27 protein-coding genes are annotated in these 26,861 nt (G+C 70.5%); 9 read left to right on the top strand and 18 right to left on the bottom strand.

Annotated elements, in window-relative coordinates; all coding sequences use genetic code 11:
• Positions 1-13: 13 nt before the first annotated feature.
• From LNW72_RS21255 to LNW72_RS21245, 3 genes are all read right to left on the bottom strand, one after another.
• Entirely contained in the window at positions 14-409 is a 396-nt protein-coding gene (locus tag LNW72_RS21255; RefSeq protein WP_250976854.1) for an STAS domain-containing protein, read from the bottom strand.
• Positions 410-644: 235 nt separating this feature from the next.
• Positions 645-2,102 carry an aldehyde dehydrogenase family protein gene (locus LNW72_RS21250; protein ID WP_250976853.1) on the bottom strand — a complete coding sequence of 486 codons (1,458 nt, stop codon included), beginning with the start codon at positions 2,100-2,102 and terminating at the stop codon, positions 645-647.
• Positions 2,103-2,166: 64 nt separating this feature from the next.
• Positions 2,167-3,033: a helix-turn-helix transcriptional regulator gene (locus tag LNW72_RS21245; protein ID WP_250976852.1), complete on the bottom strand. Its 867-nt coding sequence runs from the start codon at positions 3,031-3,033 to the stop codon at positions 2,167-2,169.
• A 181-nt stretch (positions 3,034-3,214) separates the two neighbouring features.
• Here LNW72_RS21245 and LNW72_RS21240 point away from each other — a divergent pair, with 181 nt between their 5' ends.
• Positions 3,215-3,706, top strand: a complete 492-nt coding sequence (locus LNW72_RS21240; protein WP_250976851.1) for an ATP-binding protein — start codon at positions 3,215-3,217, stop codon at positions 3,704-3,706.
• A 12-nt stretch (positions 3,707-3,718) separates the two neighbouring features.
• Here LNW72_RS21240 and LNW72_RS21235 read toward each other — a convergent pair whose 3' ends face one another.
• A complete protein-coding gene (locus LNW72_RS21235; protein WP_250980247.1) occupies positions 3,719-3,952 on the bottom strand; it encodes a DUF397 domain-containing protein in 234 nt (77 codons plus the stop codon).
• 304 nt (positions 3,953-4,256) lie between these two features.
• On the opposite strand from LNW72_RS21235, the gene metG reads away from it, so the two are divergent.
• Positions 4,257-5,984: a methionine--tRNA ligase gene (metG, locus tag LNW72_RS21230; RefSeq protein WP_250976850.1), complete on the top strand. Its 1,728-nt coding sequence runs from the start codon at positions 4,257-4,259 to the stop codon at positions 5,982-5,984.
• A gap of 90 nt (positions 5,985-6,074) precedes the next feature.
• On the opposite strand, the gene LNW72_RS21225 is transcribed toward metG, so the two are convergent.
• From LNW72_RS21225 to aspS, 4 genes are all read right to left on the bottom strand, one after another.
• The gene (locus LNW72_RS21225) at positions 6,075-6,872 is read right to left on the bottom strand and encodes a L,D-transpeptidase family protein (protein WP_250976849.1); all 798 of its coding nucleotides are present in this window, start codon (positions 6,870-6,872) and stop codon (positions 6,075-6,077) included.
• Between the two features lie 43 nt (positions 6,873-6,915).
• Entirely contained in the window at positions 6,916-7,683 is a 768-nt protein-coding gene (locus tag LNW72_RS21220) for a hypothetical protein (RefSeq protein WP_250976848.1), read from the bottom strand.
• Complete coding sequence (locus LNW72_RS21215; protein ID WP_250976847.1) at positions 7,670-8,188, bottom strand: SigE family RNA polymerase sigma factor; 519 nt, start codon at positions 8,186-8,188, stop codon at positions 7,670-7,672. The genes LNW72_RS21220 and LNW72_RS21215 overlap by 14 nt, the downstream gene beginning before the upstream one ends.
• 106 nt (positions 8,189-8,294) lie before the next feature.
• Complete coding sequence (gene aspS, locus LNW72_RS21210; protein ID WP_250976846.1) at positions 8,295-10,061, bottom strand: aspartate--tRNA ligase; 1,767 nt, start codon at positions 10,059-10,061, stop codon at positions 8,295-8,297.
• A gap of 120 nt (positions 10,062-10,181) precedes the next feature.
• On the opposite strand from aspS, the gene LNW72_RS21205 reads away from it, so the two are divergent.
• A complete protein-coding gene (locus LNW72_RS21205) occupies positions 10,182-12,245 on the top strand; it encodes a SpoIIE family protein phosphatase (RefSeq protein WP_250976845.1) in 2,064 nt (687 codons plus the stop codon).
• Between the two features lie 28 nt (positions 12,246-12,273).
• Here LNW72_RS21205 and LNW72_RS21200 read toward each other — a convergent pair whose 3' ends face one another.
• Positions 12,274-13,224, bottom strand: coding sequence for a pirin family protein (locus LNW72_RS21200; protein ID WP_250976844.1), 951 nt, complete (start codon positions 13,222-13,224; stop codon positions 12,274-12,276).
• A gap of 100 nt (positions 13,225-13,324) precedes the next feature.
• On the bottom strand, positions 13,325-13,762 hold the full coding sequence (locus LNW72_RS21195) for an SseB family protein (protein WP_138351254.1): 438 nt from the start codon (positions 13,760-13,762) through the stop codon (positions 13,325-13,327).
• 140 nt (positions 13,763-13,902) lie between these two features.
• Here LNW72_RS21195 and LNW72_RS21190 point away from each other — a divergent pair, with 140 nt between their 5' ends.
• Positions 13,903-15,729: an acyl-CoA dehydrogenase gene (locus LNW72_RS21190; RefSeq protein WP_250976843.1), complete on the top strand. Its 1,827-nt coding sequence runs from the start codon at positions 13,903-13,905 to the stop codon at positions 15,727-15,729.
• A 256-nt stretch (positions 15,730-15,985) separates the two neighbouring features.
• On the opposite strand, the gene LNW72_RS21185 is transcribed toward LNW72_RS21190, so the two are convergent.
• Together LNW72_RS21185 and LNW72_RS21180 are read right to left on the bottom strand one after the other, a co-directional pair.
• On the bottom strand, positions 15,986-16,192 hold the full coding sequence (locus tag LNW72_RS21185) for a hypothetical protein (RefSeq protein ID WP_164608034.1): 207 nt from the start codon (positions 16,190-16,192) through the stop codon (positions 15,986-15,988).
• A complete protein-coding gene (locus LNW72_RS21180; protein WP_250976842.1) occupies positions 16,189-16,605 on the bottom strand; it encodes a hypothetical protein in 417 nt (138 codons plus the stop codon). Before LNW72_RS21180 ends, LNW72_RS21185 begins: the two co-directional genes overlap by 4 nt.
• 426 nt (positions 16,606-17,031) lie before the next feature.
• On the opposite strand from LNW72_RS21180, the gene LNW72_RS21175 reads away from it, so the two are divergent.
• The 3 genes from LNW72_RS21175 (at position 17,032) to LNW72_RS21165 (ending at position 19,343) form a co-directional block, all read left to right on the top strand.
• Positions 17,032-17,559, top strand: coding sequence for a GNAT family N-acetyltransferase (locus LNW72_RS21175; RefSeq protein WP_250976841.1), 528 nt, complete (start codon positions 17,032-17,034; stop codon positions 17,557-17,559).
• 140 nt (positions 17,560-17,699) lie between these two features.
• The gene (locus tag LNW72_RS21170) at positions 17,700-18,989 is read left to right on the top strand and encodes a M18 family aminopeptidase (RefSeq protein WP_250976840.1); all 1,290 of its coding nucleotides are present in this window, start codon (positions 17,700-17,702) and stop codon (positions 18,987-18,989) included.
• A 129-nt stretch (positions 18,990-19,118) separates the two neighbouring features.
• Entirely contained in the window at positions 19,119-19,343 is a 225-nt protein-coding gene (locus LNW72_RS21165) for a DUF6458 family protein (protein WP_250980246.1), read from the top strand.
• A 39-nt stretch (positions 19,344-19,382) separates the two neighbouring features.
• Here LNW72_RS21165 and LNW72_RS21160 read toward each other — a convergent pair whose 3' ends face one another.
• Positions 19,383-21,206 carry an NHL domain-containing thioredoxin family protein gene (locus LNW72_RS21160; protein ID WP_250976839.1) on the bottom strand — a complete coding sequence of 608 codons (1,824 nt, stop codon included), beginning with the start codon at positions 21,204-21,206 and terminating at the stop codon, positions 19,383-19,385.
• A 39-nt stretch (positions 21,207-21,245) separates the two neighbouring features.
• Here LNW72_RS21160 and LNW72_RS21155 point away from each other — a divergent pair, with 39 nt between their 5' ends.
• On the top strand, positions 21,246-21,740 hold the full coding sequence (locus tag LNW72_RS21155) for an LURP-one-related/scramblase family protein (protein ID WP_138351247.1): 495 nt from the start codon (positions 21,246-21,248) through the stop codon (positions 21,738-21,740).
• 49 nt (positions 21,741-21,789) lie between these two features.
• Here the strand turns inward: LNW72_RS21155 and LNW72_RS21150 are convergent, their stop codons facing one another.
• Both LNW72_RS21150 and LNW72_RS21145 read right to left on the bottom strand, forming a co-directional pair.
• Positions 21,790-22,632, bottom strand: coding sequence for an SGNH/GDSL hydrolase family protein (locus LNW72_RS21150; RefSeq protein WP_250976838.1), 843 nt, complete (start codon positions 22,630-22,632; stop codon positions 21,790-21,792).
• 112 nt (positions 22,633-22,744) lie between these two features.
• Positions 22,745-23,521 carry a carbon-nitrogen family hydrolase gene (locus LNW72_RS21145; RefSeq protein WP_250976837.1) on the bottom strand — a complete coding sequence of 259 codons (777 nt, stop codon included), beginning with the start codon at positions 23,519-23,521 and terminating at the stop codon, positions 22,745-22,747.
• 134 nt (positions 23,522-23,655) lie between these two features.
• On the opposite strand from LNW72_RS21145, the gene LNW72_RS21140 reads away from it, so the two are divergent.
• Positions 23,656-24,480, top strand: a complete 825-nt coding sequence (locus LNW72_RS21140; protein WP_250976836.1) for a maleylpyruvate isomerase family mycothiol-dependent enzyme — start codon at positions 23,656-23,658, stop codon at positions 24,478-24,480.
• A gap of 18 nt (positions 24,481-24,498) precedes the next feature.
• Here LNW72_RS21140 and LNW72_RS21135 read toward each other — a convergent pair whose 3' ends face one another.
• From LNW72_RS21135 to LNW72_RS21125, 3 genes are all read right to left on the bottom strand, one after another.
• Complete coding sequence (locus LNW72_RS21135) at positions 24,499-25,779, bottom strand: nitrate/nitrite transporter (protein ID WP_374117301.1); 1,281 nt, start codon at positions 25,777-25,779, stop codon at positions 24,499-24,501.
• 2 nt (positions 25,780-25,781) lie between these two features.
• A complete protein-coding gene (locus LNW72_RS21130) occupies positions 25,782-26,450 on the bottom strand; it encodes a GntR family transcriptional regulator (RefSeq protein ID WP_250976834.1) in 669 nt (222 codons plus the stop codon).
• An 80-nt stretch (positions 26,451-26,530) separates the two neighbouring features.
• Positions 26,531-26,725, bottom strand: coding sequence for a hypothetical protein (locus tag LNW72_RS21125; RefSeq protein ID WP_138351241.1), 195 nt, complete (start codon positions 26,723-26,725; stop codon positions 26,531-26,533).
• Positions 26,726-26,861: the final 136 nt, after the last annotated feature.

Here is a 26,861-nt window from a genome sequence, read left to right as displayed (position 1 = left end):
GGGCGGGCCGCGCTCAACCGCCCATGGCGCGCGCGAGGTTCGGCACCGGGTGGAATGCCTCGGCAAGGCCGGTCAGCCGCAGCAACCGCAGGGTCGACGGGCGGTCGCAGACCGTTCTCAGCTCCCCGCCCCTGGCCTGGACACGGCGGCGGGCACGGCAGAGCAGGGACAGGCCGTAGCAGTCGATGAACTCCAGCGGGCACAGGTCGACGACGACCCGGAGCGGTGGCGGTCCGCCGGAGACGAGATCCAGGTGCGGGGCCACGAACCGCGCGGTGTCGATGTCCAGTTCACCGCGCAGCTCCACGACGGTGAACCCGTCGATCCGGTAGGTGCGCGCATACGGATTGGCCGGGGGTACCAGATACGGCGGGCCGATCGGCGGATCACTGTGGGCATCATCCTGCACCGGTGTCCCCTCCCGCGGCCGACCGTGCGAGCGACCACCGGGGCCTGGGTGACCTACGGTCACCGTATCCGGAGGAAATTCGCACAGGGGAGGCGGTAGCCCGGAACAGATACGTATCTTCACCCGTCCGAGTGAAGATCGATCTGACGGCCGTGCAGAGCCGGGCTACCGGGGCGTCGGAGTGCTGGTCAGAACGGGATCGGCGTCCTGGTCCGAGCGGAAACGGGAGCGCCGGTCAGAACGGGAACCGGCTGCGTCCGTGCTGGATGGAGATCCACTTCACGGTCGTGAACGCGTCCACCGTGGCATCGCCGTTGAGCCGCCCCACACCGGAGGCCTTCTCGCCGCCGAAGGGCACGATCGGCTCGTCCGCGATGGTGCCGTCGTTGACGTGCATCATCCCGGTGTCGATGCGCTGGGCGAAGCGCACACCGCGCTCGATGTCCCGGGTGTGGACGGCGCCGCTGAGCCCGAACGGGGTGTCGTTGGCGATCCTGACCGCCTCCTCCTCACCGTCGAAGGGCACCACCAGGACCACGGGACCGAACAGCTCACGGCGCAGGATCGCGGCGTCCGCCGGGATGTCGCCGAGCACGGTCGGTGACACGACGGCTCCGTCGGCCTCACCGAGCAGCAGCGCCGTGGCGCCCGCCTCGACGGCCTGGGCGACCTCGGCCGTGATGCGCTCGGCCTGGAGGGTGTTGATCAGCGGGCCGATCTGGGTGGCCGGGTCGGCCGGGTCCCCGACGATCAGCGAGGCGGTCTTCGCGACGAACTTCCGGGTGAACTCCTGCTCCACCGAGCGGTCCACCAGCACCCGGTTGGCCGCCATGCACACCTGGCCCTGGTGGGCGAAGCGGCTGAACACCGCGGCGTCGACCGCGTAGTCCAGGTCGGCGTCGTCCAGGACGACGAGCGCGCTGTTGCCGCCCATCTCCAGCACGGTCCGCTTGAAGTGCGAGGCGGCGACCGTGGCGACGTGCCGGCCCACGTGGTCGGAACCCGTGAAGGAGATGACCTTGGGCACCGGGTGCTCGATGAAGCTGTCGCCGATCTCGGCGATGTCCGTGATGACGACGTTGAAGAGACCGGCCGGCAGGCCCGCCTCCTCGAATATCCTCGCGATCAGCGTGCCGCCGACCACCGGGGTGTTCTGGTGCGGCTTGAGCACCACGGCGTTGCCGAGCGCCAGCGCCGGGGCTATGGACTTCAGACCGAGGAAGAGCGGGAAGTTGAACGGGCTGATCACCCCGACGACGCCGACCGGCTTCCGGTAGAGGCGGTTCTCCTTGCCGTCCACCGGGGAGGCCAGGATCCGTCCCTCGGGGTGCAGCGCGAGCTGCATCGACTGCCGCAGCATGTCCTTGGTGAGGGCGAGCTCGAAGCCGGCCTTGAGATACGTGCCGCCCAGCTCGGCGATGATCGCCTCGGTGATCTCGGCCTCGTGCTCCTCGATGACCTTCAGCGCGCGCTCGAAGACCAGCCGGCGGGCGTACGGGTTGGTCTCGGCCCAGGCGGTCTGGGCCCGTTCCGCCGCCCGGTACGCCTGGTCCACCTCGGCCTTCGTCGCCACCGTGATCGAGGCGAGTTTGTCCCCGTTGTAGGGATTGAAATCGACGATGTCCCAGGAGCCGGAGCCGGAGCGCCACTCACCGTCGATGTACTGAAGAGCCAACTCGGAGAAGTACGACACTTTATCCCTTTCGCGGTGGCCGATGCGGCACGCGTTAGTGATGCTGCGTCATATTACCTTCGTATCAAGCCTGTTGATGGATCTTGCGGAGTCGCTCGAGCGAGCGCTCGGCGGAAAGACTGTCCGCGCAGAGCCTTTCCATGGTCTTGTCGTAGAAGTCCACTTCCTCACGCTTGTCGATGTACAGCGCGCTGGTGAGCTGCTCCAGATAGACCAGGTCCGACAGGTCGGATTCCGGGAATCGCAGCAGGGTGAACGCACCGCCGCCCGCCGCGTGGCCGCCGATTTCGAACGGCAGGACGTGGACGGTCACATTCGGCTGCTGCGCGACCTCCATCAGATGGCTCAGCTGCCCGCGCATGACGTCGCGTCCGCCGAACGGCCGGTACAGCGCGCCCTCGTCCATGACGGCGACGAAGTGCGGCGCCCGCTCCGAGACCAGCAGTTTCTGCCGCTCCATCCGCAGGCCGACCCGGCGCTCGATCTCGGACGTGGCCGCACCGGGGTGGCCGAGCTCGACGACCGCGCGGGAGTAGTCCTCGGTCTGCAACAGGCCGTGGATGAACTGGACTTCGAAGGTCCGGATCAGCGAGGCGGACTCCTCGAGACCCACATACGTCTGGAACCAGGCCGGGAGGACGTCCCCGTACCCGTGCCACCAGCCGGCCACGTTCGCCTCACGCACGAGTCCGAGGAGGGCCGCGCGGTCCTCGTCGTCGACCACGTTGTAGAGGGTCAGGAGGTCGGCCACATCCCGTTCCTTGAAGCTCACGCGTCCCAACTCCATGCGGCTGATCTTCGATTCGGACGCGCGGATCGAATAACCAGCGGCCTCACGGGTGATTCCTCCCGCTTCGCGAAGCCGCCGCAGCTGAGCTCCCAGCAGAATTCGTCGCACGATGGACCCGCCTCCCGGCTGCCCTGTGGTCATTTACGTCACGCTCCGCCCCTAGGTCGTCAGCAGTCTGCCACTTCTGCGCTGCGTTGAGTACTCGCCCGGTCACACAGCACCATCACGTGCATCATTCCTTGCATCTGCACGTGCATCCGCCCTTGCATACCGTGTGGGCGTTGGGGACCATGGGGTTCGTGCAGATACCCAGTGGGCGCGCATGAGGACTGAGGCCGCAACTGTGCTTGAGCCGTTATGGGATGGAGTGCTCGCCCCCGGGGGCCTGGCCGCGTCCAGCGGCGCCACGTGCGAGCTGCCAGGACGCTTCGAAGCCGTCCGCGACGCCCGAAGATTCACCCGGGCGACACTTCAGCGCTGGGATCTGGCACCACTCTTCGACAGCATCGAGCTGGTCGCCTCGGAACTCGTCACCAACGCGCTGCGTTACGCCGTGCCCCCCGGCACCGGCGGTGCCCCGGTCCATCTCAGTCTGGTGCGCTGGACCTCACGCGTGGTCTGCGCCGTGCGCGACCCCAGCGCCATCGGTCCGGTGGCCAGGACGCCCGACTTCGTCGCGGAGTCCGGACGGGGGCTGCACCTGGTGGAGTCCTACAGCGAGACCTGGGGCTGGCATCCGCTCACCGGGGCGGGAAAAGTCGTCTGGGCCCTCTTCCATTCTCCGATCGGAATGGACGAAGACCCGTCGCTATAGGTTCATATACGGTCACATGAGGTGGTCGAACTCACCATCCTTGACCCCGAGAATCAGTGATTCGATCTCGGCCCGCGTATATATCAGGGCCGGTCCGTCCGGAAAGCGTGAATTGCGTACCGCCACCTCGCCGTCGGGCAGCTGTGCCAGCTCAACGCACGTACCGTTCGCGTTGCTGTGCAAACTCTTCTGCCAGACGACTCCCTGGAGATCTGTCGAGGCCATGCCATTCTGTGTCCGGCTCATAAGACGCTCCCCAAATTCCCCGTAACTGCCTTGCTGGGTAAGCCAGATGATAACCGGTTGCACCAGCACGTGCATGTGCACGTGCATGCGCACGTGCAGTCACCCACCGTGATCAACAACGAGGCGCCGGCCCCACAGGTTCCTGGCCGTCTCCCCCGCGGTGCTCCCCGGCTGCGCCTGTCGCCTGCCCGCCCGATGCGGCCTCCGGAGGAAAACAAGAAGGGGTGCCCGGGGGGTCGGATACGATATTGACGGTCCGTAGATCAATCACTCACCCCGCGTAACGAATTGGGAGCAGCCTGCAATGGCTCGACACCTCATCACCAGCGCCCTGCCCTATATCAACGGGATCAAGCACCTGGGCAACATGGTGGGGTCGATGCTCCCGGCCGACGTCTACGCCCGCTACCTGCGCCAGACCGGGCACGACGTCCTCTACATCTGCGCCACCGACGAGCACGGCACCCCGGCCGAACTCGCCGCCAAGGAAGCCGGACTGCCGGTCGACACCTTCTGCTCCGAGCAGCACCTGGCGCAGAAGGCGATCTACGACGGCTTCGCGCTGCGCTTCGACCACTTCGGCCGCAGCTCCTCCGCGGAGAACCGCGATCTGACCCAGCACTTCGCGCGCCGCCTCCAGGCCAACGGCTTCATCGAGGAACGCGCGATCCGGCAGGTCTACTCGCTCACCGACGAGCGCTTCCTGCCCGACCGCTACATCGTCGGCACGTGCCCGCACTGCGGTTACGACAAGGCCCGCGGCGACCAGTGCGAGAACTGCACCCGGGTGCTGGACCCCACGGACCTGATCGACCCGCGCTCCGCGATCAGCGGCAGCAGCGCGCTGGAGGTCCGCGAGACCAAGCACCTGTTCCTCCTGCAGTCGAAGCTGGCCGGCGAGGTCGAGGCGTGGATCGACGAGGTGGGCGGCGAATGGCCCACCCTCGCCTCCTCCATCGCCCGCAAGTGGCTCACCGAGGGCCTCCAGGACCGCGCGATCACCCGCGACCTGGAGTGGGGCGTTCCGGTCCCGGCCGACACCTGGCCGGAGCTGGCCGCGGACGGCAAGGTCTTCTACGTCTGGTTCGACGCCCCGATCGAGTACATCGGTTCCACCAAGGAGTGGGCGGACGCCGCTCCCGCCGGGGAGACCCGGGACTGGAAGTCCTGGTGGTACGAGGCGGACGACGTCCGGTACACCGAGTTCATGGCCAAGGACAACGTCCCGTTCCACACGGTGATGTTCCCGGCCACCCAGCTGGGCACCCGCGAGCCGTGGAAGAAGGTCGACTACGTCAAGGCCTTCAACTGGCTGACGTACTACGGCGGGAAGTTCTCCACCAGCCAGCGCCGCGGCATCTTCACCGATGCCGCGCTGGACCTGCTGCCGGCCGACTACTGGCGCTACTTCCTGATCGCCAACGCCCCGGAGTCCGACGACACCTCGTTCACCTGGGAGGTCTTCTCCTCCTCCGTGAACAAGGACCTCGCCGACACCCTGGGCAACTTCGTCAACCGCGTCCTGTCCTTCTCCCGCAAGCGCTTCGGCGACGACGTGCCGGCGGGCAGCGCGGCCGGCGAGGCCGAGGCGAAGCTCGGCGAGCAGATCGCCGGGCTGCTGGCCGAGTACGAGGGCCACCTGGACACCCTCCAGTTCCGCAAGGCCGCGGCCGCGCTGCGCGCCCTGTGGAGCGCGGGCAACTCCTACCTGGAGGAGAAGGCCCCCTGGATGGAGATCAAGACGGACCCGGACGGCGCGGCGCTCACCCTGCGCACCGCGATGAACCTCATCCACCTGTACGCGGTGGTCTCCGAGCCCTTCATCCCGTCCTCGTCCGCCGCGATGCGCAGCGCCTTCGCCCTCCCCGACGACAACCGGACCTGGGTCAGCCAGGACGAGGCCAAGTCGCTGTCGTTCCTGGCGCCCGGCATCCCGTTCACCGTCCCGCCGGTGCTCTTCGCCAAGATCACCGATGAGGACCTCGACGCCTACCGCGAGCGCTTCGGCGGCAACCCGGACACCGCCGAGTAGTTCTGTACCGCGCCATGACGATGGCCGCCCCGGTCGGGGCGGCCATCGTCATTTTCGGGGTGCGGCGGACCGGCTCCGGGGTGCGGCGGATCAGCGGCTCAGTGCCGCGGCGTCGCCCATCACCACCACCGGGTGCCTGGCCGGGTCCAAGGTGCGCAGCAGCTGCTTCATGACGTCCTGCGCGAGCGAGACACAGCCCTGGGTGGGACCGCCGTGGTCGACGTGCAGCCAGATGCCGCCGCCCCGGGAGCCGCCGAGCGGGCGCGTCCAGTCCCGCGGGGTGGTGCCGCGCACGTGGTTGTAGTCGATGGAGATGACGTAGTCGAAGGAGCCGGTCAGCGACTCGCCCTGGAAACCGGTGCCGGAGATGCCGAATCCGCGCGGGGCGTGGTCGTAGCTGAGCTTCGTACCGGGGTCGGCGAGCCGGCCGCCCGCGTCGGTGAGGGTGAAGACGCCGACGGGCGACCGGAGGTCGCCCTCGCGGTGGTCGTCGGTCCAGCCCTTCAGGGCGTTGTGGGCGGGCCAGGCGGCGCCGGCGGTCCAGCCCGCGTCCGTCCGCTCGTAGAGGATGACGGTCGAGCGGGACGACGAGGCTCCGTCGCCGGTCACGACCACGGCCTGCCGGGCCTCGTCCGGGACCGTGCTCAGGGTCTTCGGGCCGAGCCCGGGAAGGCGTTGCGGCAGGGGAGCGGGCGCGGAGCGGCCGGCCCGGCCGGCCGCCGGGACGGCGTCGGCGGCCGGAGAAGGGGAGGCCGCCATCGTCCGGACGTCACCGCCCGGGGAGGCCATCGCGCCACCGGCGCTGCAGCCGGCGAGTCCGGCCAGGGCGGCCGCGGCCACCGCGCACACGGCCGTGGTGCGGAGGTACCTGCTGTACAGCGCGTGCATGGACAAAGGGCCTTTCGGAATGTCCTCAGAAGATCGCGGACGATCAGAGGGTGACGGAGGTCATCGCTTCGCGGACCTGCTGGAGCCGCGCCGGGGTCGCCCGGTACAGACAGGCCGTGACGGTCACCACCACGTCGGAGGAGCGGTCCGTGGCGGCGGTCGCCGAGGCGAGCTGCTCATCGGCGCCGAACCGCTGGCAGGACTTCAGAAGCTCGACCTTCTGCACCTGGTGGAACCCGCGGATCTTCGCCGCCAGGATCCCGGCCGGGTCGGCGATCTGGAAGACCAGCACCGCGCCGTCGGGGCGCAGCGGCTGGTTCAGCGGCGAGCAGTAGCCGTCGATCCCGTCCCCGCACGGCTTCTTGGACGCGGCCATGGGCTGTGTGGCGGCGAAGCCGGCCTCCGCCATCCGCAGCACCCGCCACTCCCTCGGCAGCGCGGCGGACATCCCGCCGATCTCGGGATACCGGGTCCTCGCGTCGGGCGTGGGGGTGGTGGTCGGCGGCGGCAGGCTGCTGCTGCCCTCCGGGTCCGGCACCCCGGCCTCCGGCGCGGGCAGCGCGCCCGTCCCGGGAGCCGACGCCGGCGGTACGGACTCGGGCCGCGCCCGGTCCCGTACGAAGCCGGGCACCAGCAGTCCTGCCAGGGCGACCGCGCTGACGGCCAGCGTCGCGGTTCCGGCCGCGCGGCGGCGGCGACGGCGCCGCACCCGGTCCCGTACGCCGTCCAGCCGCTGGGCGGGCGCGGGCAGTTGCGGCACCACGCGCTCCAGCAGGACGCGCAGTTCGCGTTCGGTCTCAGCTTCCGTCATGGCGTTCACCACCGTCCACCAGTGCCGCGGCGGGCAGATGATCGCGCAGACTGCGCAGCGCCTTGGAGGCCTGGCTCTTGACGGTGCCGGTCGTACAGCCCAGCACCCCCGCGGTCTCCTCGACGCTCAGGTCCTCGAAGTACCGCAGGACGACCACCGCGCGCTGCCGCACCGGCAGCCGCCGGACGGCCACCGCGAGCGTCTGCTCCAGGTCGACCCCCGCGAAGGCGTCCGCCCGGTCCGCCGACTCCGGCAGGTCGCCGTGCGGGACCTCGCCGCGCCAGCGGCGACGCCACCAGGAGGCATGTGTGGTGATCAGCGCCTTGCGCAGATACGCCTCGGGGCTGCCGTCGGCTATCCGGTGCCATTGCGGCCAGGCCTTGGCCAGCACCGTCTGCAGCAGGTCTTCCGCGAGATGGGCGTCGCCGGTCAGCAGCCAGGCGACGCGCAGCAGTCGCGGGCCCCGCGCCGCCACGAACTCCTCGAAGTCCGGGGGCGTCAGCATCGTCTACTCGCCATCGTGTCCCTTCCACATCAGTGGAACGCGATGGCACTCCTTCCGGGTTGCCTCCGGTCCCGGACGGAATGCGTCCGGAACCGGGGGCCGCCGGTCAGACCTTCGGCTGCGGCTTGCGGAGCTGGATGTGCAGCTCGCGCAGCCGGCTCTCCTCGACCTCGCTCGGCGCGCCCATGAGCAGGTCCTGGGCGTGCTGGTTGAGCGGGAAGGCGATCGTCTCGCGGATGTTCGGCTCGTCCGCGAGCAGCATGACCATGCGGTCCACGCCCGGGGCGATGCCGCCGTGCGGCGGGGCGCCGAAGTGGAAGGCGCGGAGCATGCCGCCGAACTCCTTCTCCACGGTCGCCTGGTCGTAGCCGGCGATCTCGAACGCCTTGTACATGACCGCGGGCTCGTGGTTCCGGATCGCGCCGGACGACAGCTCGATGCCGTTGCAGACGATGTCGTACTGCCAGGCGAGGATGTCGAGCGGGTCCTTGGTCTCCAGCGCCTCCAGGCCGCCCTGCGGCATGGAGAACGGGTTGTGGGAGAACTCGATCGCGCCGGTGTCCTCGTTCTTCTCGAACATCGGGAAGTCGACGACCCAGCAGAACCGGAAGACGTTCTCCTCGAAGTGGCCGGCGCGCTTGGCGGCCTCGACGCGGACGGCCGCCATGATCTTGGAGACCTCGGCGAACTCGCCGGCGCCGAAGAAGATCGCGTGACCGGGCTTGGCGTCGACGGCGGCCAGCAGTGCCTTGACGTCGTCCTCGGTCAGGAACTTGGCGATCGGGCCGGTGAGGGCGTTGTCCTCGCCGACGCGGACCCAGGCCAGGCCCTTGGCGCCCTGCTCGACCGCGTACTCGCCCATCTGGTCGAAGAACTTGCGCGGCTGGGCCGCGGTGTCCGGCACGGCCAGCGCGCGGACGTGCTTGTCGGCGAAGGCCTTGAAGCCGGAGCCGGCGAAGACGTCCGAGACGTCGACGAGTTCGAGCTTGGCGCGCAGGTCCGGCTTGTCGTTGCCGTACTTGAGCATCGACTCGCGCAGCGGGATGCGCGGGAACGGCGAGGTGACCTCACGGCCGCCGCCGTACTGGGTGAAGAGGTCGGTCATGACCTTCTCGATGACGCCGAAGACGTCCTCCTGCTCGACGAAGCTCATCTCGATGTCGAGCTGGTAGAACTCGCCGGGCGAGCGGTCCGCCCGGGAGTCCTCGTCGCGGAAGCACGGCGCGATCTGGAAGTAGCGGTCGAAGCCGGCGATCATCAGCAGCTGCTTGAACTGCTGCGGTGCCTGCGGGAGCGCGTAGAACTTGCCGGCGTGCACCCGCGAGGGCACCAGGAAGTCGCGGGCGCCCTCGGGGGAAGTGGCCGACAGGATCGGGGTGGCCAGCTCGTTGAAGCCGAGCGCGGTCATCTCCTTGCGGAGGAAGGAGATGACGTCCGAGCGCAGCATGATGTTCTTGTGCATGCGCTGCCGGCGCAGGTCCAGGAAGCGGTTGGTGAGCCGCGCCTCCTCGTTGGCGTTGTCCTCCGGGAAGACCGGGAAGGGCAGCGGGTCCGCGGCGCCGAGCACCTCGAAGGAGGTGACGTCGATCTCGATCCCGCCGGTCGGCAGGTCCGGGTTCACGTTCTCCGCGCTGCGCGCGAGCACCCGGCCGTCGACGCGGACGACGGATTCCTTGGACTGGCTGCTGAGCTGCTCGTACCCGGGCGAGCCCGGCCGCACGACCAGCTGGACGAAGCCGTAGTGGTCCCGGAGGTCGACGAAGAGGACGCCGCCCAGATCGCGGCGATTGTGCAGCCACCCGGACAGGCGGACGTCGGTGTCGACGTCAGTGGCGCGCAGCTCGCCGCAGGTGTGGGACCGGTACCGATGCATCGTTCATCCAAGTCGTCGGATTTCGGTGAAGGAGCCCAGAAGGGGCCCGTCACAGCCTACCGGCGCCAGGCCGTCCACCCCCATTCGTATGAGTCGGCCAAACCCTCATAAACTGTCCTAATGCGCACCGAGGACGTTCTGGCAGCCGTCGGCACGGGGCTGTGGCACTGGGACGAGACCGCCGGCACCGTGGCGATGAACGCGACGGCGGCCGCGCTGCTGGGGCTTCCCGCGGACCCGGTCACGTCCCGGTCGTCCGCCGTGCGCGCGTGCCTGCACGCCGAGGATTTCGTGGCGCTGAACGGCGGGCTCGCCCTCGCCCGCGCCGAGGGCACCGTGGTGGAGTCCCTGATGCGGGTGATCGGCGACGACGGCAGCATCCTGCGGACCGTACGCATCCGGATGCGGCCGACCGGCCGGCTGACGATGGCCGGGACGCTGCACGAGGCGCGCGCCGCCACCTCGGGCGGTGCGTCGCCCTCCGGGGACTGGCGGCGGGCCCGGGAGGCCTTCCTGCTGGACGCCGGACGGGCGCTGGCGGAGGCGGACAGCACGTCCGAGGTGCTGCGGGTCGCCGCGACGCTGTCGATGCCGGGGTTCTCACCCGACGGGCTGGCCGTCTTCGGCGTCCGGGGCGACCGGCTGGCGATCATCGGGCACCACGGCCACTCCGTCGGCACCGACGGCCCGTTCACGGACATGCCGATGGCCACCGACTACCCGGCCACGCTGGTGGCCCGCACCGGCCGGGCCGTCTATCTGCCGACCCCCGAGGCGTACGAACAGCGCTTCCCGGCGACCTGGCCGCTCGCCAGGCCGTTCGGCCGCTCCTCCTGGGCCTTTCTGCCGCTGGTGGTCGCGGGCAACACGATCGGCGCGTGGATGGCGGCCTTCCGCGAACCGGTCGCCTTCACCCCCGACGAGCGCTCCGTCCTCACCACCGTCGCCCGGATGCTCGCCCAGGCGCTCTCCCGCGCCCACCTGCACGAATCCGAGCGGGAGCTCTCCGACGGCCTGCAGCGCACCATGCTCCCCACCCGGGGTCCCGGCATCGAGGGCATGACGGTCGCCGCCCGCTATGTGCCGACCGGCGGCGGGCTGCAGGTCGGCGGCGACTGGTACGACGCGATCGACCTGCCGTCCGGCCGCACCGCGCTGGTCATCGGCGATGTGCAGGGCCATGACGTACGCGCCGCCGGGCTCATGGGCCAGCTGCGGATCGCGCTGCGCGCCTACGCCGCCGAGGGCCACCACCCGGACGCGGTGCTGTCGCGCACCTCACGGTTCCTCGCCGGGCTCAGCGACCCCGACCACGGCGACGACGACCGCTTCGCGACCTGCCTGTACCTGGAGGCGGACCCGGCGACCGGCACCCTGGACGTGGTCAGGGCCGGGCACCCGGAGCCCGCCATCCGGATGGGCGACGGCACCACGATCATCCGCCGCACCGCGGGCGGCCTGCCGCTGGGCATCGCCCCGGACAGCGATTACCCCACGACCCGGCTGGTGCTGGATCCCGGCGAAGTCCTGCTGATCTGCACCGACGGGCTGATCGAGACCGGCGGCCATGACCTGGACACCGGTTGGCAGCGGCTGCGCGCCGCCCTGGAGACCGGGCCGTCGGACGATCTGGAGGCGCTCGCCGACCATCTGGTGCGGGCGGTGCACGGGCCGGCGTCGCACCACACCACCGGGCCGCTCGCCGACCGCCGCGAGGACGACATCGCGCTGATGCTGCTGCGCCGCGACCTGGACGGGCCGAGCTGCCACGTACCGGTGCGCCGGACGGTACTGACCATCTCGCAGAGCGCGCCGCGGCAGATCCGCGAGGCCCGCCACGAGATCCGCGCGCTGCTGCACGACTGGACCGTGCCGGACCAGGTGGACGCGGCGGTGCTGCTGGTCTCGGAGCTGATCACCAACGTGCTGGTGCACACCGACGAGGACGCGGTGCTGACCGCGCGCCTGATGGGGGTGCCCGCCAGGCGCCGGCTGCGGATCGACGTGGGCGACCGCAGCGACGACATGCCGCATCGCCGCAGCCCCGGCGAGATGGCCTCGTCGGGGCGCGGTCTGCTGCTGATCGAGGAACTGGCCGACGCCTGGGGCGTCGATCCCCGGGGCGACGGCAAGGCGATCTGGTTCGAGATCCACGAGGCCGCGGCCTCCGACGGCCGGCCCTGATCGGCCGACCGTCGTCACCGGTCCGGGGTCAGGCCCCGGCCGGGATCCGGCCGAGGCGGCCGGCCTGGAAGTCGTCGAAGGCCTGCGCCAGTTCGGCGTGGGTGTTCATCACGAACGGCCCGTACTGCATCATCGGCTCGCGGATCGGCTGTCCGCCGAGCAGCACGAACTCGAAGTTCGGACTGCGCGACTCCTGCTTCTCGTCCGCCTTGACGGTGACCGAGTCGCCCTTGCCGAACACGACCGTCTGCCCGGTGCTGAACGGGCGGCCCGACGGTCCCGCCGTGCCACGCCCGGCGAGAGCGTAGGCGAGGGCGTTGAACTCCGGCCGCCAGGGCAGCGTCACCTCGGCGCCCGGGTTCAGCGAGACGTGCATCATCGTGATCGGGGTGTGGGTCGCCCCGGGGCCGGCGTGGCCGTCGAGGTCGCCCGCGATCAGCCGGATGAGCGCTCCGCCGTCGGCGGACGTCAGCAGCCTGACCTGGCCACCGCCGATGTCCTGGTACTTGGGCGGCATCATCTTGTCGCTCTTCGGCAGGTTGACCCACAGCTGCAGCCCGTGGAAGAGCCCGCCGGTGACGACCAGCTCCTCCGGCGGCGCCTCGATGTGCAGCAGGCCGCTGCCCGCCGTCATCCACTGGGTGTCGCCGCCGTTGATCACGCCGCCGCCACCGTGCGAGTCCTGGTGCACGAAGGTGCCGTCGATCAGGTAGGTGACGGTCTCGAAGCCGCGGTGCGGGTGCCAGGGGGTGCCCTTCGCCTCGCCCGGCGCGTACTCCACTTCACCCATCTGGTCCATCATGATGAACGGGTCGAGGTTCTTGTAGTCGATGCCCGCGAACGCGCGGCGGACGGGGAAGCCCTCGCCCTCGAAACCGCTCGGCGCGGTGGAGACGGCCAGCGCCGGACGCGGCACCGCATCGGCGGGCGCGGAGACGCGCGGCAGGGTCAACGGGTTCTCGACGGTCACGGCGGGCATGGCGGTCCTCCTCGTGTTCTGGATCCAACTTAGTTGAATACTGAACATTCGGCAAGGCGTGCAGTATTCCCGCAGCTCAGCGGGGTGGAATCAGCTCGCGTCAGCCATACATCCGGCGCATCGTGAACTCGACCATCTGTTCGACGGCCTTGGCGTCGAAGACCATCCGGTGCTGGCCGTCGATGTCGAGCACGAAGCCGTAGCCGGTCGGCAGCAGGTCGAGCACCTCGGCACCGGTGATGACGAAGTACTTGGACTCCTTGCCCGCGTACCGCCGCAGCTCCTTGAGCGAGGTGAACATCGGGATCACCGGCTGCTGCGTGTCGTGCAGCGCCAGGAATCCGGGGTTCTCGCCGCGCGGGCAGTAGACCTTGGACGTCGAGAAGATCGCCTGGAAGTCCTCGGCGGACAGCGAACCCGTGGTGAAGGCCCGTACGGCGTCCGCGAGCGAGGGCGGGGACGGCTCGGGGTACACCCCCGGCATCGGGGCAGCGCCGGGCGGTGGGCCGGGATGCGAGGTCTGGTCGTAGCCGTACACGTACCCAAGACTAGCGAGTGTCCCGTCACATCCGGGCGGGAAGGGGTTGCTTCTTATTACCGGCGGGTAGCATCATTCTGTATTACTGCTTGCTGTAGTACTGCCACGTAACTGATCGAGTGCGATACGGAGCCGTCGTCATGGGCCACTACAAGTCCAACCTCCGCGACATCGAGTTCAACCTCTTCGAGGTGCTCGGCCGCGACAAGCTCTACGGCACCGGCCCGTTCGCCGAGATGGACGTGGAGACCGCCAAGACCATCCTCAGCGAGGTCTCGCGCCTCGCGGAGAACGAGCTGGCCGCGTCCTTCACCGACGCCGACCGCAACCCGCCGGTCTTCGACCCGTCGGACAACACCGCGCCGGTGCCGGACACCTTCAAGAAGAGCTACCAGGCGTACATGGACTCCGAGTACTGGCGTCTGGGCATCCCCGAGGAGATCGGCGGCACCAAGACCCCCGCCTCCCTCATCTGGTCCTACGCGGAGCTGATCCTCGGCTCCAACCCGGCCATCTGGATGTACTCCTCCGGCCCGGCGTTCGCCGGCGTCGTCTTCGAGGAGGGCACCGAGGAGCAGTCCAAGGTCGCCAAGCTCATGGTGGACCGCCAGTGGGGCGCCACGATGGTGCTGACCGAGCCCGACGCCGGTTCCGACGTCGGCGCGGGCCGCACGAAGGCCGTCGAGCAGGAGGACGGCTCCTGGCACATCGAGGGCGTCAAGCGCTTCATCACCTCGGGCGAGCACGACATGTCCGAGAACATCATCCACCTGGTGCTGGCCCGCCCCGAGGGCGCCGGCCCCGGCACCAAGGGCCTGTCGCTCTTCATCGTGCCGAAGTACGACTTCGACTGGGAGACCGGCGAGCTGGGCGAGCGCAACGGCGCCTACGCCACGAACGTCGAGCACAAGATGGGCCTCAAGGCCTCCAACACCTGCGAGATGACCTTCGGCGACCAGCACCCCGCCAAGGGCTGGCTGCTCGGTGACAAGCACGACGGCATCCGCCAGATGTTCCGCATCATCGAGTTCGCCCGCATGATGGTCGGCACGAAGGCCATCGCGACCCTCTCCACCGGCTACCTGAACGCGCTGGAGTACGCCAAGGAGCGCGTGCAGGGCCCGGACCTCGCGCAGTTCATGGACAAGACCGCGCCGAAGGTCACCATCACGCACCACCCGGACGTGCGCCGCTCGCTCATGACGCAGAAGGCGTACGCCGAGGGCATGCGCGCCCTGGTGCTCTACACCGCCTCCGTCCAGGACCAGATCGCGGTCCAGGAGTCGGCGGGCGAGGACGCCAAGGCGCTGATCGGCCTCAACGACCTGCTGCTGCCGATCGTCAAGGGCTACGGCTCCGAGAAGTCCTACGAGCAGCTCGCCCAGTCCCTGCAGACCTTCGGTGGCTCCGGCTACCTGCAGGAGTACCCGATCGAGCAGTACATCCGGGACGCCAAGATCGACACCCTCTACGAGGGCACCACCGCGATCCAGGGCCAGGACTACTTCTTCCGCAAGATCGTCCGCGACCAGGGCCAGGCACTGACCACCCTGTCCGAGGAGATCAAGAAGTTCCTCGCCGAGGCCGTCGGCGGCGAGGAGCTGGCCGCCGCCCGCGAGCAGCTCGCCACGTCCGCCGTGGACCTGGAGGCCATCGTCGGCACCATGCTGACCGACCTGGCCGGCACCGAGAAGGACGTCCGGTCCATCTACAAGGTCGGACTGAACTCCACCCGCCTGCTGCTCGCCTCCGGCGACGTCGTCATCGGCTACCTGCTGCTGCGCGGTGCCGCCGTGGCCGCCGAGAAGCTGCCGTCCGCCGGCGCGAAGGACACCGCCTTCTACACCGGCAAGATCGCGGCCGCGAAGTTCTTCGCCGCCAACATCCTGCCGAACGTCGGCGTCCAGCGGTCGCTGGCCGAGACCGTCACGCTCGACGTGATGGACCTGCCGGAAGAGGCGTTCTGACGGCTGGGACCCGCCCTGGGTCCCGCCCTGACCGCACCCTGTGACAGGCCGCGCCGTCCGTTCCCGATTCCCCGGGCGGGCGGCGCGGCCTTTCGCGTCCTCCGCCGCCGCGGACGACCGCCCGCCGCACGGACGACGCCTGTCGCACGGACGACCGCCCGTCGCACGGACGAAACCGGCCCATGCCACGAAGCGGGGGCTTCGCGGCATGGGCCGGCGAACTGGCGTCAAAGGCCGTTCACACCGTGATCCGGCGTTACGGAGCGCACTCCGCGACGGCAGTGATGGTGTCGCCGAGAGCGCCGAAGGCGGTGACGTTCCACTGGTTGGTGTTGGTCGCGTCGCGGCTGTTGTCGAGGACCTGCAGCGTGACCAGGCCGCCGATGCGGTACCCGCCGCCCAGCAGCACCGTGCCCGCCGGGCAGGTCGCGGTCGCGGTGACCGAGCCCAGCAGGGTGTTCACCGGCGTGCCGACGACCTGCTGAGTGGTGACCGGTCCGGCGGGGCCGGCCGGGCCGGGAGCACCCGGCGCGCCAGCGGCACCCGGGGCGCCCGGAGCACCAGCGGCACCCGGAGCGCCATCGGCACCGGCCGGGCCCGGAGCGCCCGCGGTACCCGGAGCACCCGCCGGACCCGGAGCGCCGTCAGCACCCGCGGCACCCGTAGCGCCCGGAGCACCCGGAGTACCCGCCGGGCCCGGAGCGCCGTCCGCACCCGCGGCACCGTCCGCACCCGCGGTACCCGGAGCGCCGTCAGCGCCCGCGGCACCCGTGGCACCCGTGGCACCCGGAGCACCCGGAGCACCGGGGGCACCCGCGGCGCCCGCAGCGCCGTCAGCACCGGGCGGGCCGGCGGGGCCGGGCTGACCGGGGTCACCCTGCGGTCCCTGCGGGCCGGGGGGACCCTGCGGTCCGGGGGGACCCGTCTCAGGGCCGCCCTCGTGGTCGCAGCCGTAGCTGTTGTCGCACGCGGCGACAGCGCCCTTGGCCCCGGCGGAGGACAGACCGTGTCCGGTCGCCGCGATGGCCGTCCCGACGGACGCGGTGCCCGTGAAGAGGACGGTCGCGATGCCCACTCCGCCGGCCAGACCCCACAGCCGTTGACGACGTGCGCGACTGGATATGGCGTGCCTCGATCGTTCGCTCATCAGCTCACCTTTGTGAGAGAAGGGAAGGGAGTCGCCCGCGTGTTCGGAGCGACCGAGGCCCATCCTTACCTTCTGTTATCGATCTCGCACTTTGAGTAACCCACCGGAGTCAAAACCGATCGCTTCCGCCGGCGGCGCCGCGTTAGCGTCGCAGCATGCCCGAACTGCGTACCGACCGTCTCCTGCTCCGCCGCTGGCGGGATTCCGACCTCGAGCCGTGGGCGGAGATGAACGCCGATCCCGAGGTCCGGGAGCACCTGGGCGAGCTGCTCACCCCCGAACAGAGCGCGGCCTCGGTGGCCCGCTTCGAGGAGGGGTTCGAGGAGCGGGGCTTCGGATGGTTCGCGGTCGAGGTGGCGGACACCGGCCGGTTCATCGGTTTCGCCGGGCTGGACCCGGTCGACGAGGGCTTCGCCTTCACCGGAGTGGAGATCGGCTGGCGGCTGTCCCGGCAGGCCTGGGGCCACGGCTACGCGACCGAAGCGGCGCTGGCCGTCCTGGAGTTCGGCTTCGGGACCCTCGCCCTGCCGGAGATCCTCGCGGTGACCACCGCCACCAATGTGCGCTCCCAGGCGGTGATGCGGCGGATCGGCATGACCAGCGACCCGGCCGACGACTTCGACGATCCGGACTTCCCCGACGGCCCGCTGCGCCCGAACGTACTGTTCCGGATCCGCCCGTAGCGCCATGGTCCGGTCCGATTCGGCCGGATCCGGTCGGGACCAGGCCGGATCCGGACGTCTCAGCAGGTAGGGGACCCCTGAAAGTGCCCCGGGCACCCCGCCGGCGGCACCCCGCGACGGCGGACTTCTATGCTGGCACCATGAGCGTCCACCCTCACTTCACCCGCGCCCACACCGACGACCTGGTGGCCTTTGTGCAGGCCAGCCCGTCGCCCTACCACGCCGTGGCGAGCGCCGCGGAACGGCTGGAGAAGGCCGGGTTCCGGCAGGTCCAGGAGACCGAGGCCTGGGACGGTGAGAAGGGCGGCAGGTACGTGCTGCGCGGCGGCGCGATCATCGCCTGGTACGTCCCCGAGGGCGCCCGTCCAGAGACCCCGTTCCGGATCATGGGCGCGCACACCGACTCGCCGAACCTGCGGGTGAAGCCGCGCCCGGACATGGGCTCGGCGGGCTGGCGGCAGATCGCCGTGGAGCTCTACGGCGGCCCGCTGCTGAACAGCTGGCTCGACCGGGACCTCGGGCTCTCCGGCCGGCTGACGCTGCGGGACGGCACCTCGCGGCTGGTGAACGTCGACCGGCCGCTGCTGCGCGTCCCGCAGCTCGCCATCCACCTGGACCGGGGCGTCAACGACAACGGCCTGACGCTGGACAAGCAGCGGCACATGCAGCCCGTCTGGGGCCTCGGCAAGGTGACCGACGGCGACCTGATCGACTTCCTCGCGGAGGAGGCCGGGGTGACCGGCTCCGAGGTCACCGGCTGGGACGTGATGGCGCACGACGTGCAGCCGCCCGCCTACCTGGGCCGCGACCGTGAGCTGCTGGCCTCGCCCCGGATGGACAACCTGCTGTCCGTGCACGCCGCCACGTCCGCGCTCGCGGCCGTCGCCGGGCAGGACCTCGCGTACATCCCCGTCCTCGCCGCCTTCGACCACGAGGAGAACGGCAGCGAGTCCGACACCGGCGCGCAGGGCCCGCTGCTCGGCAACGTCCTGGAGCGGTCCGTGCACGCGCGCGGCGGCGACTACGAGCACCGGCAGCGCGCGCTGGCCGGCACGGTCTGCGTCTCGTCCGACTCCGGTCACGCGGTGCACCCCAACTACGTCGAGCGGCACGACCCCACGCACCACCCGCGTGCCAACGGCGGTCCGATCCTCAAGACCAACGTCAACCAGCGGTACGCCACCGACGGCTCGGGGCGCGGCATCTTCACCGCCGCCTGTGAGCGGGTCGGGGTGCCGTTCCAGCACTTCGTGTCCAACAACTCCATGCCGTGCGGCACGACGATCGGTCCGATCACCGCGGCCCGGCACGGCATCACGACGGTCGACGTCGGCGTGGCGATCCTGTCGATGCACTCCGCCCGTGAGCTGAGCGGCGCGGACGACCCGCACCTGCTGGCGAGCGCGCTGAAGTCCTTCATCGAGAGCTGACGCGGGTCCGGCGGAGACCCGCCAACTGCACTGCCGCGCATGGCCGTTCCGGTCGGGGGTAGACGCCCCATCGGAACCAACCGGATCGGAACCGACCGGAACGGCCAACGCACGACGGAGGCGGACACCATGGGCATCGGCGGCTGCATCGCACTGATCGCGGTCGGCGCGATCCTCACTTTCGCGACCGACTGGCACATGTCGGGCGTCAATGTCGACCTGGTAGGCCTGATCATGATGGCCGTCGGGGCGATCGGCGTCGCGGCCTACGTCAGCATCTTCAAGCGGCGCCGGCTGCAGACCGTACGGGGTGGCGTGGAGCCGGTGGTCGAGGAGCGCCGCTACTACGAGTGACGGCCGGCGGGGCCGCGCTCCGGCCCCGCCGACACCACGTCACTCGCCCGGGTCATCCATCCCTGCCAGCACCAGCGCCAGCCGGCTCGCGCCGGCGGCGGCCAGCCGGACCGGGACACCCCAGTCCTGCTGGTGCATATGGCAGGCCGGGTACTCGTTGTCGGGGTCGTCGTCGCACGAGGCGGCCATCGCCGACACATGCAGCACCCCCTCGGCGACCCCGGGATTCAGCACCAGGTCCCGCCCCAGGCCGGTGCCCTTCCCCTCGCCCTCCAGCAGGAGTTCCGGCGGGGTCGAGCCGACCACCAGCCGCGTCGACGGGCCGTAGCGCTCGTCGCTCTTCTGCCCGGCGGGCGCGGTGAAGACCACGTCGAGACGGAACGGCCCCGCGGCCACCTCCGTCGCCGGCCGCTGCGTGCGGTGCGCGGCCGACTCCACCCGCACCGCCTCCTCGGGCAGCCGCAGCCGGGTGAGCCGGTGCCGGGCCGACTCGACCACGACGACGTCCCCGCCCACCAGCACCGCGTCCGACGGCTCCCGCAGATCGGTCGCGAGCGTCGTCACCTCGCCGGTGTCCGGGTCGAAGCGGCGCAGCGCGTTGTTGTACGTGTCGCTGATCGCGACCGATCCGTCGGGCAGCGCGGTGACGCCCAACGGGTGCTGCAGCAGCGCCTGTTCCGCGGCGCCGTCCCGGTGGCCGAAGTCGAACAGCCCGGTGCCGACGGCGGTCCGCACCACGAAGCCGGCACCGTCGCTCTCGACCCAGCGCACGGCCGACGTCTCCGAGTCCGCGACCCACAAACGGTCCCCCGCGGCCGCCAGTCCCGAAGGCTGCGCGAACCACGCCTCGTCGGCGGGCCCGTCGACCAGCCCCTCGTTGGTCGTGCCGGCCGCGACCTCGACGGTCTCCGTCGCCGGGTCGTACGCCCACAGCTGGTGCACCCCCGCCATCGCGATCCACACCCGTCCGGCGAACCAGGCGACGTCCCACGGTGACGACAGCGCCACCTCGTGGGCCGGCCCCGCCGTCGGGAACCCCTGCCACCACTGGCCGCCGGTCCCGGCGAGCGTCGTCACCCCGCCGGTCGCGAGGTCCAGCCGGCGCAGCGCGTGGTTCACCGTGTCCGCGACGACGACGGAACCGTCCGGCAGCAGCGCCAGCCCCTGCGGCTCACTGAACCGCGCCACGTCAGGACCGCCGTCCACCAGCCCGCGCTCCCCGTCGCCGAACCGCCGCACGACGGTCTCGCCGTCCGCACACAGTTCCACGAGCTGGTGCCGGGTCGTGTCCGAGACGAGGAAACCGCCGTCGGCGAGCGCCAGCGCCTTCCCCGGGAACCGCAGATGCGTCGCCACCGGCTCCGGCGCCACGTAGGGCCCGTCGCCCCGCCGCAGCGTCCCCTTGGCGCCGTGCTCCGCCTCCAGCTCCGTGACCAGCGCCTCCAGCGCGTGCGCATGCCCCTCACCGGCGTGCTGCGCGACGACGTACCCCTCGGGATCGACGACCACCAGCGTCGGCCACGCCCGCACCGCGTACTGCTTCCACGTCCCGAGCTCCGGATCGTCGAGCACCGGATGATGCACCTCGTACCGCTCCACCGCGTCCACGACCGCCTGGTGCTCCGCCTCGTGCACGAACTTCGGCGAGTGCACCCCGATGATCACGACGGTGTCCCGGTGCTTCTCCTCCAGCTCCCGCAGCTCATCGAGCACATGCAGGCAGTTCACACAGCAGAACGTCCAGAAATCCAGAATGACAATGCGTCCTCGCAGGTCAGCGAGGGTCAGCTGCTGATCACCGGTATTGAGCCAGCCGCCCTTGCCGATGAGTTCTGGGGCCCGGACGCGCGCACGTGCAGTCATACCCCCATCCAACAGCACGCCCGGGGTAGACATTCCTCCATGAAATACCTGGTGCGGGAGAAGCTGTTCGCGATCGGTGACGACTACTGGATCGAGGACGAACGCGGTGATCGGGCGTTCTACGTCGACGGGAAGGTCCTGCGGATCCGGGAGACGCTGGAGCTGCGGGACGCCCGGGGGGACGAGGTCGCGGTGATCCGGAAGAAGCTGGTGAGCCTGCGGGACACCATGACGGTGGAGCGCGGCGGGGACGTGCTGGTGACCATCAGGAAGAAGCGGCTGACGCTGCTGCGGGACGTGTTCCGGGCGGAACTGGCCTCGGGGGAGGAGCTGGAGGTCCGCGGGGACATCGTCGACAAGGAGTTCGACATCGAGTACGAGGGGGAGCGGCTCGCGCGGATCTCCCGTAAGTGGTTCCGGATGCGGGACACGTACGCGATCGATGTGGAGCGCGAGGACGCGGACGCGGGGATGCTCATCGCCATCGCGGTGTGCGTGGACCGGATGGTCGACAAGGAGCACGGCGACGACTGAGCCGGGGAGGGGGAGGGCAGGCGCCCTCCCCCCACCGGATTCCGCCGGGCTACCGCGCGGCCGCCGCCAGCACCGCGTCGGCCATCGCCTGCTCGCCCCGGGCGTTGGGGTGGAACGGGATCGACGGGTTGGTCGGGATGAGGCCCTCGGTCCAGCGGGTGGCGTCGTCGCGGCAGACGTCGCGGTCCGCGCTGGCCGGGTGGTTGTCGACGAAGTCGGCGCCCTCGGCGTGGGCGACGCGGGCCAGCATCGTGTTCAGGCTGTTCTCGAAGTCGTTCAGGAAGGCCATGTCGCCGCCGGTGAAGAGCACGCGCGGGCGGCACGTTTTCGCGTCGTCCGGGATGAGGTTGAGGTAGCCGACGAGCAGCACCCGGGCGCGCGGGGAGCGCTGATGGATCGTCCGGAGCGCGGCGGCGACCTTCGGCTCGGCCGCCCCGATCCGGTCGTCGAGCCCGCTGCCGTAGCTGTTGGCGCAGGGCTTGCCCGACGGGTCGAGCAGACCCAGGGCGCTGCACTTGACGATGATCCCGGTGAACCCGACGTCGTTGCCGCCGATGGTGAGCGTCACCAGACCGGTGTCCTGGGTCAGTGCGTCGAACTGGCCCCCGGAGGTGAGGGTGCCGGTGTCCGCTCCCGCGCAGGTGACGTCCGTGAGGGTGGCCGACGCGAGGCGCGCGGCCACCAGGTGCGGGTAGTTGTGCGTGGAGCGCATACAGCCCGCGTCCGCCTCGTCCGGTACGCCGGGCGCCGAGGCGGCGGAGTCGCCGAGGGCGGCGTAGCGGACGGGCGGCGGGGGAGCCGACGCCGACGCCCCGGCGGCGGGTACGCCGATCAGTGCGGCGGCCGCGAGGGCGGTGAGGAGGGCGGCGGCTCGGGACAGGGTCTGGGACACGGAGGGCTTCCTGACGCTGGGCGACACGATCACTACTGTGCGTGATCGTGTTGTCGCGCCGTCCGCGAGTCAAGCACCGCCCGGCCGCCGCGCGGCGGCCGGGCGCCTCCGCTCAGCCGAGGCGGCGGTCCCGCAGTACCGGGAAGTCGTGCCGGGTCTTCGTGACGAGGGCGGGGTCGAGGTCGACGGTGAGGAGCTCCTCGCCGGTGCCGGCCTCGGCGACGATGTCGCCCCACGGGTCGACGACCATGCTGTGGCCGGCGAGCTCGACACCCGCGTGGGTGCCCGCCGTCCCGCAGGCCAGGACGTAGGTCTGGGACTCGACCGCGCGGGCCCGCGCGAGCAGCCGCCAGTGCTCGCGCCGCTTCGCCGGCCAGCCGGCCGGGATGACGAGCATCTGGGCCCCGGCGTCGACGAGCAGCCGGAACTGTTCGGGGAAGCGCAGGTCGTAACAGGTCGCCAGGCCCAGGACGGTGTCCGGGAGCTCGACCGTGACGATCTCCTCGCCGGGCGCCATCAGCGCGGCCTCGCCCTGGTCGAAGCCGAACCGGTGGATCTTGCGGTAGGTGTGCCGCAGCTCCCCGTCCGGGCCGAAGACGAGCGAGGTGTTGTAGAGCGGTCCGTCAGGGTCGCGCTCGACGATGGAGCCGGCGTGCAGCCAGACTCCCGCGTCCCGCGCCGCCGCTGACATCGCGTCGGTGGTCGGCCCGTCGAGCGGCTCCGCCTCCGCCGCGAAGGTGTCCGACGCGAAGGCCCCGACCGGCCACAGTTCCGGCAGTACGACCAGATCCGTCCCGCCCTGGGCGCGCACCAGCGCGGCCACCCGGTCGCGCCGGTCGGCGACCGTTTCCTTCAAGTCGACGTCGATCTGCAGCAAAGAAGCGCGCATACACCCACCGCCCATACGTTTGGTCGTCAAGTCGGGCCTACCATCGTCACTCGAAAGCACTGCGTGGGTACCCGCGCGGAGCGTAACTTAGGCGCACACCACCACGACCGCGCATCGATCCGTCGAGGGGTCCCGTGACCGTCCACAGTAAGATCCAGCCGTACATCGACGCCTGGACCCACTCCATAGAATCCATAAACGAATTGGTCGCCCCCCTCGTCGAGGGTGAATGGAACCGGCCGACCGAGTGCCCGTACTGGTCGGTGCGCGATGTCGTGTCCCACGTCATCGGCTACGAGTGCGAGATGCTCGGGGATCCGCGCCCGATCCACACCCTGCCGAGTGATCTGCGGCACATCACCAGCGAGTTCGCGCGCTACATCGAGGTGCCGGTGGACACCCGGCGCCACCACACGGCCCCGGAGATGACCTCCGAGCTCGAATACACGATCATCCGGCGCTCCCGCCAGCTGCGGAACGAGTCGCGCGGGCCCGAGCAGAGCATGCGCGGTCCGATGGGCCAGGAGATGACCCTCGAACACCTGCTGTGGATGCGGACCTTCGACGTCTGGGTCCATGAGCAGGATCTGCGCCGGGCGCTGGGCACGCCGGGGAACCTGGCGTCGCCCGCGGCCGTGTACGCGCGGGACTTCCTGCTCCGCGGGCTGCCGAAGACGATCGCCAAGGACGCCGGCGCGCAGCCGGGTTCCGCGGTGGTCTTCGACATCCACGGCCCGCTGGAGTTCATGCGGACGGTCCGGATCGACCAGGAGGGGCGCGGCACGATCGACTCCGCGGTCTCCCTGGGCCCTGCCGTGACCTTCAGCACCGACTGGGAGACGTTCCTGCGGCTGGTCTGCGGGCGGGTGCGCCCGGCGGCCGTCGCGGACCGGGTGAAGGTGGAGGGCGACCAGGGGCTCGCGAACGCGATCCTGGCGCACATCGCCCTCACCCCGTAGGCGTCCCGTTCCCACCCGCTACACCGGCACGTGCACGCTCTCGACGCGGCTGACCGCGATCCGGTCCTTCTCCAGCCGGGTCGCGCGGCCGCGCAGCCGCAGGATCTGGAAGGTGCCGATCGCCTGGAGCACGAAGACGCTGCACCAGGCGATCCGGTAGTTGTCGCCCGTCGCGTCCAGCAGCACGCCGATCGCCAGCAGCGTGATCATCGAGGCGGTGAAGCCGCCCACGTTGACGATGCCGGAGGCGGTGCCGAAGCGCTCCGGCGGGTTGGCCGGGCGCGCGAAGTCGAAGCCGATCATCGACGCGGGGCCGCAGGCGCCCAGCGCGACGCACAGGCAGATCAGCATCCACAGCGGGACGTGGCCGCCGGGCCAGGAGAGCACGGCCGCCCAGGCGACGGTGCTCGCCCCGATCGCGGTCAGCGTGATCGGCATCCGCGCGCCGTGGTGACGGGCGATCAGCTGGCCGAAGAGCGTGCCGAAGACCATGTTGGCGAGCACCACGAGGGTGAGCATCGACCCGGCCGCCCCGCGCGACATGCCCTGGTCCTCCACCAGGTACGGCAGCCCCCACAGCAGCAGGAAGACCATCCCGGAGAACTGCGTCGTGAAGTGCACCCACATCCCGAGCCGGGTGCCGGGCTCGCGCCAGGCGGAGACGATCTGGTGGCGCACATAGCCGAAGCCGGCGTGCTCGGCGGGGGCCGGCTCGTAGCCGTCGGGGTGGTCCTTGAGGAACAGCAGCACCAGGACGAGGACGAACGCGCCGACGATCGCCGTACCGGTGAACGTGGCGGTCCAGCCCGCCGAATGCAGGATCCGGGAAAGCGCGACCGTACTGATCAGGTTGCCCGCGACGCCGAAGAGCGCGGCGGCCTGCGCGATCATCGGGCCCCGGCGGGCCGGGAACCAGCGCGAGCCGAGCCGCAGCACGCTGACGAACGTCATCGCGTCACCGCAGCCGAGCACCGCCCGGGCGGTCAGGGCCATCCCGTACGAGTGCGACAGCGCGAACGCGAGCTGGCCGGCGGTGAACAGCACGATGCCGATGGTCAGCACCTTCTTGGTGCCGAGCCGGTCGACCATCAGGCCGACGGGTATCTGCAGCCCCGCGTAGACCAGCACCTGGAGGATCGAGAAGGTGGAGAGCGCGGACGCCCCGATGTGGAAGCGCTCCGCGGCGTCGATCCCGGCCACGCCGAGGCTGGTGCGGTGCACCACGGCGACCATGTAGACGAGCGTGCCGATGCCCCACACGGTGGCGGCACGCCGCCCGCCGGGCGGTTCGCCGTTCATGCTCATGCGTCCCCCCGGGCCATGACCTTCACCCACGAGACATGGCGGTGCACCAGGGCGGCGGCGCGGACGCCGTCACCGTCCCTGAGCGCCGCGAGGATCTCGCCGTGCTCCACCAGGTTCTTCGCGACGCGGCTGGGTTCTGCGTGCATCGTGGCCACGCCCATCCGCAACTGCCGGTCGCGCAGCTGGTCGTAGAGGTGGGCGAGGATGCGGTTGCCCGCCGCCCGGACGATCTCGGCGTGGAAGCAGCGGTCGGCGACCGCGAACGCCGCGAGGTCACCGGCGTCGGCGTGCCCCTGCTGCTCGGCGAGCAGCTCCTCCAGCCGGGCCAGCAGCGCGGGCGGCGCGGCGGGCACCAGCTTGGCGACCGCGTGCTGCTCGACGAGCAGCCGCGTCTCGACGACGTCGGCGATCTCCTGCATGGAGACCGGCAGGACGAGCGCGCCCTTCTTCGGGTAGAGCTTGATCAGTCCCTCCGCCTCCAGGCGGAGCAGCGCCTCGCGCACCGGCGTACGGGACACCCCGACGGCCTCGGCGAGATCACCTTCGGTGAGCAGCGTGCCGCCCTCGTAACTGCGGTCGAGGACGCCCTGTTTGACGTGGACATAGACCCGCTCGGCGGCGGGCGGCGGCTTGGCGGCCGGAGCCACCACGGAGGCGGGAATCATGATGGACGCATCATAGATACATCACGTATCCGCGAGAAACCCGCGTCCGCGATACGGACCGGCCGGCCCGTGCGGCCCCGTCAGGGGTGCAGGCTGCTCACCACGTTGGCCGTCGCCGTGAGCCCGTTCTGGATGCTCGGGGCGACGCTGGAGCCCGCGAGGTAGAAGCCGAGGAAGACGCAGACCAGTGCGTGCGAGACCTTCAGCGATCCGCTGCGCAGGAAGACGACCGTCATGATCAGGAGCAGCAGGATCGCGGATACGGATACGGCCACGGTGTCCCTCCGGGCTGAAGCTGGGTTTCCCCCTAATATCGCCACAGATCCGGCTTTTCATGACGGATGGACACGGCAAAGAGGCCCGGACGTTTGTACGTCCGGGCCTCTTTCGCGTGACACTCGGCCGCGCCGC

The sequence above is a fragment of the Streptomyces sp. RKAG293 genome, assembly GCF_023701745.1.
In the GTDB taxonomy this organism is placed as follows: domain Bacteria; phylum Actinomycetota; class Actinomycetes; order Streptomycetales; family Streptomycetaceae; genus Actinacidiphila.
Note: the sequence above shows the minus strand (reverse complement) of the source record. Positions and strands in the feature narration are given on the sequence as shown.